The organism is Nitrospirota bacterium, from assembly GCA_040757595.1.
Taxonomy (GTDB): Bacteria; Nitrospirota; Nitrospiria; order Nitrospirales; family Nitrospiraceae; genus JBFLWP01.
In genome coordinates this window covers 166,934-176,376 of sequence record JBFLWP010000005.1, presented here as the reverse complement: position 1 = coordinate 176,376, position 9,443 = coordinate 166,934, and the positions used below count along the sequence as shown (strand labels likewise).

Genomic DNA, 9,443 nt, shown 5'->3' with positions numbered 1-9,443 from the left:
CCCATTCGGGGGGGAACAACAGGAGGGTCTTGAGCTTGCGGCCGGCCTGGGCCGGCCGGTCGCCCGCCTCCCGCCCGTCAATCGTGATGAGGCCGGCGCCCACGTCAGCCCGCCTTGCCGCCCACCGGACTGAGAGCCCCGACGCCCACTTCGGGCGGCCTGAACTGCAGGACCGGCAGCTTGTTCGTGCCGAACCTGGCCACGTAGAGGAAGATGTATTCGCGGACGAAGATCCGCAGGTCCCAACCGGGATAGTGGTTCCGCTCGAACTCCTCGAACACCCGCTCGGCCTCCTCCACGCTGAGCCCGTCCTTCACCGTGAAATAGTAGTCCAACGCCAGATCCCAGTCCGGGTTGACGTAGGGCGTGACCCCGAACTTCTCCGGATTCTTCGCGACCGGCGTGTGCCGGCTCAGGTCGAAGGTGCCGAAGCCGATCGAATGGACGAAGTCCCTGTTGTCCTCCAGGAACCGGATCGAGCTCAACGCCTCTTCCCTGGTCTCGCCCGGGAACCCGAAGAACCCCATGACGTGGTTCCAGATCCCCACGCCGGCCGACAGCTCCAGGCTCCGCCGGATCACGTCGCCGGTCGTGGCCTTGTCCATCAGCTTGAGGACCCGTTCGTTGCCGGACTCGAACCCGAAGTGCAGGTACCGGCAGCCGGAGGCCGCCGCGTCCCGCCACACCGGCCCCTCAAGGAGGCTCTTCTCGAACCGCATGTGGGTGGTCCAGAGGATGTCCAGGTTGGTCTCCACCAGCCGGCGCGTGAGCTTCCGGAAGAGGGCCGGCGGGTAGGACTCGTCCGTGAAGTGGAAGTGCCGCGCCCCGTATTTCGTTTTCAGCCCCCGGATCTCCTCGACGATCTGGTCGAGCTTCTTCGTCCGGTAGCCGGCCGCGTACCCCTCCCCGTGATCGCAGAACTCGCACCGGCCCCAGTAGCAACCGCGCGTGGCCAGGTACGGGAGCACCCGGTCTGGCACGAAATATTTCTCCAGCGGCAGGCCGTCGAAGTCCGGCGGCGGGAGCGCCGCCATGTCCTCCGCATAGGTCAGCGGCGAGGTGTGAATGCCGGACCGGTCGCGATAAATCAGGTTGGGAACGCCGGAGAGATCCCGGCCGGCCCCCACCGCCTCGACCAGTTGCAGGAAGGCGGTCTCGCCTTCGTAGACCACGGCGCTGTCGAACAGGGCGAAGAGGTCCGGCTTGTTCGGCAGCACGTCCCGCAGCCTGGTCACCGTGTTGCCGCCGACGGTCAGGTGGACGTTCGGGAACTGCTGCTTGATCAGGGCGCAAAACGTGACCGTGGAGAAGAGCTGCTGCTGCAGCACGATCGAGATGCCGATCACGTCTGGCTTCTCGGCCTCGATCGCCGGTCTGACCAGGTGCTCGAAGACGTCCCGGTAGACGTTGACCTGCGTATCCTGGGCCGCCTCGATCAGCTCGGCGGAGACGAAGACCTTGTAGGACAGGTCGGTCTCCATGGGCGGCATGCAGATCCGCGCCGGGGCGTAGACCAGGGAGATGGCCGCCGTAACCTCGCGGAAGACGGTGATCGCCCGTTCCAGCCTGTCCGCGTCGTAGAAGTCCTGGCTCCGGACGATCCGCTTGGCCTCCTCCGCCCGCTCGGTCAGCTCCGCGATCCGATCCCGCGTCAGGTCGCAGAGGGCCACCTGCAGATCCGTCTCCCACTCCTCCAACGGACGCTTCTTGGAGAGCTTGCGCAGCCGGTCCAGTTGCAGGGGCACCCGCTTGAGGACACGGCGGAGGAAGTCCCCGCTGAAGAACCAGTCGTACATTTCGAGGTTGACGTCTTTCTGGACGACCTGGTGCCCGGCGGCACGGAGGACGGAGGTCAGGGTGGGCAGGCTCAGGTAGGGCTCGGAGGGGTACCAGTCCGGGGGGAAGATCAGCATGACCTTCATCTTCCGCCCACCGGCGGCTTCCGAGGCCCGCCGGTGCAGTTGGATCAGCTCCCGGGTGGCCTTCGCCCCTTTGGAATATTCAATCCTCATGCAACCGTCGCTTTCCCCAAATAATTAGGCCATTCTAGGGCCGCCCCCGAAGGCTGGTCAAGGCCTGTTCCATCCTATTTCTGCCTTTCCTCGACGATCTCCTGGTAATACTGCTCCAGCAAGGCCGAACGCTCCGGCTCCACCAGGACCAGTTGCCGCTGGTCGAACGTGTTGGCTTGGTAGAGGTACAACAGCCCGTCCGTCGTCCCCAATTCCACGTGCATCCGATACCCGTCGGCCCCCTCCCAGGTCGTCTCCTTGAGGACGGTGCGGTGGGGCAGCCGCTCCCAGACCGACTGGGCCGACGGAAAGTGGTTTTCATAGAGCGGCGTCGTGGCGGAATCGGCCCCTTGGGCTGGCGCGGATCCGGGCGGCTCCATCGAATCGGGCTCTTCGAGCGCCTCCGGAGCTTCGTCCCACTCCACGCCCTCCCTCCGCCTCCCCGCCTCGCCCGACTGGGACCGGGTCATGACGTAAAGAGGACCATCGTCCGTCACCTCCTCCACAACCGGATAGCGGATCGGCAAGGGCCGTTCGAGGAGCCGGAATCCACGGCTCGCAAAAGCTCGCTGAAAGGGCACCCGCCGGGCCAGAAGCCGGGCCTTCTCGAACACGATCAGCAATCCGTCTGGAGCCAGCCAGGCACAGAGCCGGTCCAGCCGCAATCCGAGACCGGTCCGTTTCTCGAAGCGCGCCTGGGCCTCAGGATCCTCCCCCCGCTCGAACGTCCGCCAATCCAGGCTGGGGAGACCCGGCTCCTGCTCGGCTTGAAGCAGCGCATGGGTGGACAAGACGAGGTGAACAGGCTCCAGGCACGGCGCCGCCTCGACATCCACACAGTCGAACCGGACGTTCGCGAGCCCCAGCGCCCGGGCCCGCTCCCGCGCGACGGAAATGGAGGCAGGGGACCGGTCGAGCCCGACGAACGACAGGGCCGGGAATTGTCTGGCGTAAAAGCCGGTGAGCAGCCCGATCCCGCAGCCGAAGTCGAGCACGGTGGAACCAGACATCCCTCCGCCGCAGAGGGCCCCGATCTGTTCGGCCACCGGCAGGCCGACGTTGATGTAATAGTCGTAGCGCTGGCTGTAGAGAACCGGCAGGATGCGGGCATCGGCGGCCCGGTCGTAGAAGGCGACCTCCGCCGAGGCCTCAGCGGAACGCTTCCGCTCGGCCAGACGCTGGAGATCGGCGAGCTCGCCGGCACTGAGCGTTTCCCTCTGCCAGCGGAAATAGGCCTCGTCCGTGTCGAACCGGCGGAGCCCCCACCAGCTCAGATGCTCTACGAGAGCCTGCTTGATCTCTTTGTCAGACTGTAGAGGAGACATGGAGGACAAGGGGAAGGGCGCGAACGACCAGACAGGAGTCTTTACCCGTCACCCATCACGCGTCACGGTCATTTAAGAGGGCCGCTTCAGCATGATCGCATCCTCGTAGGCCTCCGGCACTGGATGCGGATGGCGAAGCTGCCCGGCCCCCAGGACGACGTATTTCTCGCAAGTCAGCTCCTCCAGCGCCACCGGCCCCCGCCCGTGGATCCGCATCGTGCTGATCCCGATCTCTCCGCCCAGCCCGAACTCCTCCCCGTCGTGGAGGCGCGTGGAGGCGTTGACGAGGACCGCGCTGGCATCCACCTCCCGGACGAACCGCATCGCCGTGGCATAGCCCCTGGTCACGATCGTGGCCGTATGGCCGGGGCCGTAGCGGGCGATGTGCTCCAGCGCCTCGTCCAGGTCCTTGACCATCCTGACCGCCAGGGTCGGGGAGAGGAATTGTCTGGTCCAATCTTCCTCCGTCGCCGGCTTGACGCTCTTGTAGCTGGGCAAGTCGAAGGTGCCCGTCAGGGCCATGGTCTTGGGGCAGCCATGCACCTCCACCTTGAACTCGTCGAGCAGCCGCCTGATCAATCCCGGCAGGAGCGCCCGCGCGACGGTCTGGTGGACCAGGAGAGTATCGACGGCGTTCGGCACGGCGGGCCGCTGCGCCTTGGAATTGATCACGAGGTTCTGGGCCATGGGCAGGTCCACGTCGGCGTCAACGTACACGTGGCAGATGCCCCCGTCCTGTCCCAGGACCGGCACCCGGCTCTGCTCCACGACCGCCTTTCTCAACCCGGCGCTGCCGCGCGGGATCATCGCGTCCAGCGATTTGCTCTGCCGGAGCAGCTCCAGCGCCGCCTCCTTGTCAGGCCGGTCCACGAAAGTCACCCCGCCGGGGGGCACGCCGGCCTGCCCCAGGGCCTCCCGTAGAAGCGTCGCGATCAGCGCCCCGGACTTCGCCCACTCCGCCCCGCCCCGCACGATCGAGACGTTGCCGGATTTCAGACACAGAGCGATTGCGTCGGTCGTCACGAGGGGGTCCGCATCGGAGACGATGCCGATGAGCCCGATCGGCACCCGCATGCGGCTCACGTCCAGTCCGTTGGGCCTGCGCCAGAGCTTCGTGATCTCTCCGACTGGATCCGGCAGCTCCGCCGCGTGCCGCAGCCCCTCGACCATCTCCTGGACCGTTTCGCCGGTGAGCCGGACCCGCTCCACCGCCTTCTTCACCGTGTCCTTGTTCGTCTCGCCCGCAAGGCTTTTTCCCACCGCCTCCACGTCCTGCCGGTTGGCCTCCAGGATGGCCTCACGTTCCGCCTCCAGCCGGTCGGCTGCGGCGAGCAGGGCCTTGTCCTTGATCGCGGTGGACAAAACCGCCATCGGACGGACTGCCTCCCGCGCTTGCTTGATCAGGTTCGTGACGTGGATCTTGATTGGAACTTCGACCATCTGCAACCCCGTGACGGGTGACGCGTGACGAGTGATCGGCTCCGGAATGCGAAAGGACTATAGCACGCGGTTTCGAGGGCCGTCAAAAACGTGAAACGACGAGATATAGGATCGTGGCAGGACCGGGCACGGGCATGCCTTGTAGGACGGCTATGGCGATGGCTCCTCTCCAGCCTTGCGGACAATGTGACGATGCAGGGCGTTGTCAATGAAGAAGCCGGCCGCAATCATTGCATCGAGAAGGGGCTTCAATACTCTGACAATCCCGCGCTCCTTGTAGGAGAGCAGCAGGCCCAGAAGACCGACGACGGTTCGCCCTTCTTGCTCTGCTGCGCGTCGGGCGGTCCCGTCGTCGAGGACCAGGACGGTCTCGCCCAATTCCCCGGCCAACACGATGGCTTCTACCTCTCCCCATCCCAGCCGGTGTTTCAAGCGGGTCACGGCTTCACGATCGCGGACTTTCTTCCGGCGAAGCCACGTGGCCTGTGCGATCTCCCGACTCCCCGGTCTGTCCGGCGCGCGCCCGGCGACCTCGTTATAGACGGCTTGGGGAATATAGATCTCGTCTCCGCTCTGGCGAAGAAGGTCAAGGTAGCCGACCCGGGCAAGAACAATGAGGGCGCTGGCGTCCAGGACGAGGATCACCCGGCCGTACGTTCCCTCTTGCGCAAGGTTTGGAGATCTTGCTGAAGTGCCTTAGGGGAATACTCAAACCAGGGGATGCTGTACTCGGCGAGGAGAGCGGGAAGGTCCTGCAAGGGGATCGCCAGCAACTCGGCCGCTTTTACCCGGGAGAGCTTCCCACGGCGGACGAGATCAAAGACCAGGGCGACCTTGGCCTCTCGTTTGGCCTCTTCCTCCGATCCGAGAAGCTGCAGCAGTTCGGGTGGCAGTTCAATGGTGACGGCTTTCACGGAGACCGCTCCTCGCTCCGGGCACCATCAGAAAGCCAAATCTGCCGGCGACGTCGGGGGGGAGCAGCTCTCTCTACCCTCTGTCAACAATCCGACCTCGCCAAGTGAACACCACCGCTTGTTCTGGCATATCGATTCCCTTAGAATGCCGACGGAGCCGGACTCGAGACGCATGACGCCGCAGGAAGCCAGGGCCCAGTACAACTACCTGATGACCCTCTGCATCCGGAAGGAGGAGGCCTTCGGGCCCCTGGCCCTGGGCTTTTTGAAGGACCACGACCTGGACCAGCTCGGCCTGACGCCGGAGGAGCAGTTCAACCTCCTCATGGCCACCGCCGACTCCTTCGCCCCGGAACCCAAGCGCTACACCCACAAGCTGGAATGTCTTCAGAAGGCGCTGGCGCTGCTCCGCCGGACCCAGTATCCCGATCCGGACCTCTCCCGGCACGTGACCCAGGAGATCCAGAAGACGACCGCCGAGCTGGATCTCTACAATGAGGCGATGCGCGGCGCCCGCGCCCAGCCCCAGCAGTCGCCTGAGAAGCAGCGGATCATCGTGGAGACCGACCTGCCCGACTACTTCCTCGACATCGCGCAGAAGCGGGCGGCCGCCTACTATCAGAACAAGTACAAGCTCACGAAGGAGGCCAAGGCCGCCCAGCACTTCGTGAGCGCGGCGCGGAAATTCGAGCCGGACAATCCCGCCGTGCACAAAGAGTTCGCCGGAGCCTGCGCCCCGTTCATGGCGGCGCGGACCGGCGCGCTGCACCTGATGTTGCCCTTCGACCTCAAGATCAGCCGGAAGCCGGACGAGCCGCTGGAGGCGGGGCTCCGCATCTGGTACGCGAAGATGGGCTACTCGTTCCCGCTCCGCTACGAGCTGGGCCGGCTCTGCAGTTGGTACAACGACGAGGTGCTGGACATCCCGCTGGACGATCCCAATTTGCTGTTCGTCTCCGTCTCCCCGATAAAAGAAACGGAGCTGGGGACCGTCACCAGGCCGGTTCCCAACGACGTGCCGTTCGAGATCGGCCTGCCACGGGCCTTCCTGGACGGGACGAACTCACTGGGCCCCTTCATCCAGGTCGGCTGCAACTTCAAGGTCTGGTTCGACGCCAATGCCGTCTCCCTGCTCATCCAGGGAGCCCCGGACCTCCACGAGTACGGCCTCCAGGGAGGGGCCGGGCTCCTGACTCGAACCTATGCCACCGAAAAGGTCCATGCCTACGCCCAGGCCGTGACGCAACAGTGGACGGAGGGGCTGAGCTTCAACTTCGTGAACATGCACCTGCAACTGCCCCCCGGCGTGGACCAGGCCTTCGTCTCGTTCAACACCCCGATCTTCTCAGTTTTCCCGGTCCTGAGTCGGCAGTGTTTCCGGTTTGAAGACGCCCGTTTGTTGCGACCTGAGAGCTGATTCCCCATGACCCGTCACCTGTCACCCGTCACGCGTCACGGTCTTTATGATTGATCTCCGCAGCGACACCGTTACCAAACCCAGCCCCGCGATGCGCGAGGCGATGGCCTCGGCCGAGGTGGGCGACGACGTGTACGGGGAGGACCCCACCGTCAACCGGCTGCAGGAAATGGCCGCGGCGCTGGTCGGCAAACCGGCCGCGCTCTTCGTCCCGACCGGCATCATGGCCAACCAGCTCTCGATCCGGGTCCAGACTAGGCCGGGAGACGAGGTGATCGTCGAGAGCCGCGCGCACATCGTCCGGTACGAGCACGGGGCGGCTGCTGCCCTGGCCGGCGTGCAGCTCCACTGGGTCGCCGGCCGGCGCGGCATCCTGGAGCCGGAGCAGGTGCAGGCGGCCATCCGGCCCAAGGACCCGTACAATCCGGTGACCGGCCTGATCTGCCTGGAGAACACCCACAACAGCGGGGGCGGCTCGATCTACCCCCTTCCCGCGATCGAGCGGATCCGCGCGATCGCCCTCACCCACGGGATTCCCATGCACCTGGACGGGGCCCGCCTCTTCAACGCCGTCGTGGCCACGGGGATCCCCGCCAAGGACTATGCGAAACATTTCGAGACCGTTTCCTTCTGCCTCTCCAAGGGCCTGGGGGCGCCGGTCGGCTCGCTCATCGCGGCCGACGAAGCAACGGTCGCGAAGCTCCGGCCCCTCCGGCGGATGTACGGAGGCGGGATGAGGCAGGCCGGCATCCTGGCCGCGGCCGGCATCTACGCGCTGGAGCACAACATCGCCAGGCTGAAGGAGGACCACGAGCACGCCCGCCGCCTGGTCGAGGCGCTCGCGCGCATCCCGACCGTCTCGGTTGACCCGGCCTGCGTGGACACGAACATCGTGGTCTTCGAGGTCCGCTCGGCACGTTCGACGGCGGACATCCTGGCCTCGCTCAAGCGGGAAGGGGTGCTGGTGAACAGCGTCGGCGACAAACAATTTCGCGCAGTCACGCACCTGGACGTCAGCGCGAAGGACATCGAGGAAGCCGGACGGGTGTTGGCGCGGGTGCTGGCCTCGTGAACCGCTCGGTTGACAGGCTCTTCAGGCCCTCCCTAGAATGGCTGGCGATGTTGCAGATGGTCTCGTTCAAGCAGATCAGCCAGATTCTCGAGCTCACCGATCGGCTCGGGTTGTCGCGGGAGTGGGTCGAAATTCCCCTCTCCCCCGCCAGCCCAGGCCTGGTCCACAAGCTGGCGAACGGGAAGATCGAGATCGTCGTGGACGCCGAGGTTCCGTTCGACCAGTGGCTGACTTCCCTCGAACCGCAGATCAGACAGGTGGCCGGCCGTTAACCGGCTTGCCCCGATTCGGCCGCGCGCCTTCAAACCGATGGAACCCACCTCCCCGTCCCAGCCCGGCGAATCTTCCACCGGTCTTCCGACCAAGGAGGAGCTGCAGGCCGAGCTGCTGAACATCCCGGAGCCGTCCGAGGCGCCGCGCAGGCCGGCGGAGGCATCCGGCTTCGACCAGGTGCTGGCCGCCTCGCTCCGCCACGTGCGGGGCAAGCGCGGCGGGGACCTGCTGGCGGTCATCCTCGTGGGCTCCGGGGCCAGACGGGCCCTGACGCCGCACAGCGACCTGGATCTGATCGCGGTCGTGAAGGGACAGGACGAGGGGCAGGAGATCGTCCGGATCGCCGACCGTCTGGTCGAAATCCGGTATCGCGGCCACAAGACGGTCGAGCAGGAGATCGGTCACGTGCCGCGCCTGCCGCCGCTACTCCGCAAAGGCCGAATCCTCTACGAGCAGGAGGCGGCCGGGAGCCGGCTCATCGAGAAGGCCGGGCAGCGGTTCCGCCAAGGCCCGCCGCCGGCCAGTCTGAACGAAAAGATCCGCCTCAAGGCGGAATGCTTTCACTGGTTGGGGAAGGCGGAGGATTTGGCCCAGTATCCCGCGACCGCGCAGTATCTGCTGGGCCTCTTCTTCGAGAGCCTGGTACAGGCCTTCTTTCGCCTGCGGGGCTTCTGGCCCACCTCCCCCGCCGACACCCTGCGCTTCGTCTCGTCACGCGATGCGACGGTCGGCGGCCTGCTGGAGCGGCTGTTGACCCTTCCGACCCTGGAAGAACGGCTGGCCGTGGGGAAGGAGCTGGCCGACGTGATCTTCCGCGACGTCCCCAACCCGGCGCGCATCGACTGACGGACCTCTCGCTCGGTCCCTTCTGCCTCTGTTGGTGACCACCGTCCCAGCGTCCCACGTAGTCCTCTCCCAGAATCGTCCGCGAGTGTCCCCCCGGCGGGTCCAAAAAGGAAGAAAAAACGCTCAACGGCTTGACGCGATTAA

9 protein-coding genes are annotated in these 9,443 nt (G+C 65.6%); 4 read left to right on the top strand and 5 right to left on the bottom strand.

The window, feature by feature from the left end; all coding sequences use genetic code 11:
• Nucleotides 1-104: 104 nt before the first annotated feature.
• The 5 genes from AB1411_07180 to AB1411_07160 form a co-directional block, all read right to left on the bottom strand.
• Nucleotides 105-2,012, bottom strand: a complete 1,908-nt coding sequence (locus AB1411_07180) for a radical SAM protein (protein MEW6543376.1) — start codon at nucleotides 2,010-2,012, stop codon at nucleotides 105-107.
• 74 nt (nucleotides 2,013-2,086) lie between these two features.
• Nucleotides 2,087-3,337, bottom strand: a complete 1,251-nt coding sequence (locus tag AB1411_07175) for a methyltransferase domain-containing protein (protein ID MEW6543375.1) — start codon at nucleotides 3,335-3,337, stop codon at nucleotides 2,087-2,089.
• Between the two features lie 72 nt (nucleotides 3,338-3,409).
• Nucleotides 3,410-4,777, bottom strand: coding sequence for a glutamate-5-semialdehyde dehydrogenase (locus AB1411_07170; protein ID MEW6543374.1), 1,368 nt, complete (start codon nucleotides 4,775-4,777; stop codon nucleotides 3,410-3,412).
• A 150-nt stretch (nucleotides 4,778-4,927) separates the two neighbouring features.
• Nucleotides 4,928-5,422, bottom strand: coding sequence for a DUF3368 domain-containing protein (locus tag AB1411_07165; protein MEW6543373.1), 495 nt, complete (start codon nucleotides 5,420-5,422; stop codon nucleotides 4,928-4,930).
• Nucleotides 5,419-5,691, bottom strand: a complete 273-nt coding sequence (locus tag AB1411_07160) for a UPF0175 family protein (GenBank protein MEW6543372.1) — start codon at nucleotides 5,689-5,691, stop codon at nucleotides 5,419-5,421. Before AB1411_07160 ends, AB1411_07165 begins: the two co-directional genes overlap by 4 nt.
• Nucleotides 5,692-5,863: 172 nt before the next feature.
• On the opposite strand from AB1411_07160, the gene AB1411_07155 reads away from it, so the two are divergent.
• Genes AB1411_07155 through AB1411_07140 form a run of 4 tightly spaced genes read left to right on the top strand, consistent with a single transcriptional unit; the run spans nucleotide 5,864 to nucleotide 9,299 of the window.
• A complete protein-coding gene (locus AB1411_07155) occupies nucleotides 5,864-7,108 on the top strand; it encodes a hypothetical protein (protein MEW6543371.1) in 1,245 nt (414 codons plus the stop codon).
• Between the two features lie 46 nt (nucleotides 7,109-7,154).
• Entirely contained in the window at nucleotides 7,155-8,180 is a 1,026-nt protein-coding gene (locus AB1411_07150; protein ID MEW6543370.1) for a GntG family PLP-dependent aldolase, read from the top strand.
• Nucleotides 8,177-8,452 (top strand): hypothetical protein, encoded by a 276-nt coding sequence (locus AB1411_07145; GenBank protein ID MEW6543369.1) that lies wholly within the window; start codon nucleotides 8,177-8,179, stop codon nucleotides 8,450-8,452. Before AB1411_07150 ends, AB1411_07145 begins: the two co-directional genes overlap by 4 nt.
• Nucleotides 8,453-8,489: 37 nt before the next feature.
• Complete coding sequence (locus tag AB1411_07140; protein MEW6543368.1) at nucleotides 8,490-9,299, top strand: hypothetical protein; 810 nt, start codon at nucleotides 8,490-8,492, stop codon at nucleotides 9,297-9,299.
• Nucleotides 9,300-9,443 lie beyond the last annotated feature (144 nt).

Bases quoted from the DNA above. Each gene is read 5' to 3' on its own strand.
- AB1411_07140 (MEW6543368.1), top strand. From the start codon at position 8,490: ATGGAACCCACCTCCCCGTCCCAGCCCGGCGAATCTTCCACCGGTCTT.
- AB1411_07180 (MEW6543376.1), bottom strand. From the start codon at position 2,012: ATGAGGATTGAATATTCCAAAGGGGCGAAGGCCACCCGGGAGCTGATC.
- AB1411_07175 (MEW6543375.1), bottom strand. From the start codon at position 3,337: ATGTCTCCTCTACAGTCTGACAAAGAGATCAAGCAGGCTCTCGTAGAG.
- AB1411_07150 (MEW6543370.1), top strand. From the start codon at position 7,155: ATGATTGATCTCCGCAGCGACACCGTTACCAAACCCAGCCCCGCGATG.
- AB1411_07170 (MEW6543374.1), bottom strand. From the start codon at position 4,777: ATGGTCGAAGTTCCAATCAAGATCCACGTCACGAACCTGATCAAGCAA.
- AB1411_07155 (MEW6543371.1), top strand. From the start codon at position 5,864: ATGACGCCGCAGGAAGCCAGGGCCCAGTACAACTACCTGATGACCCTC.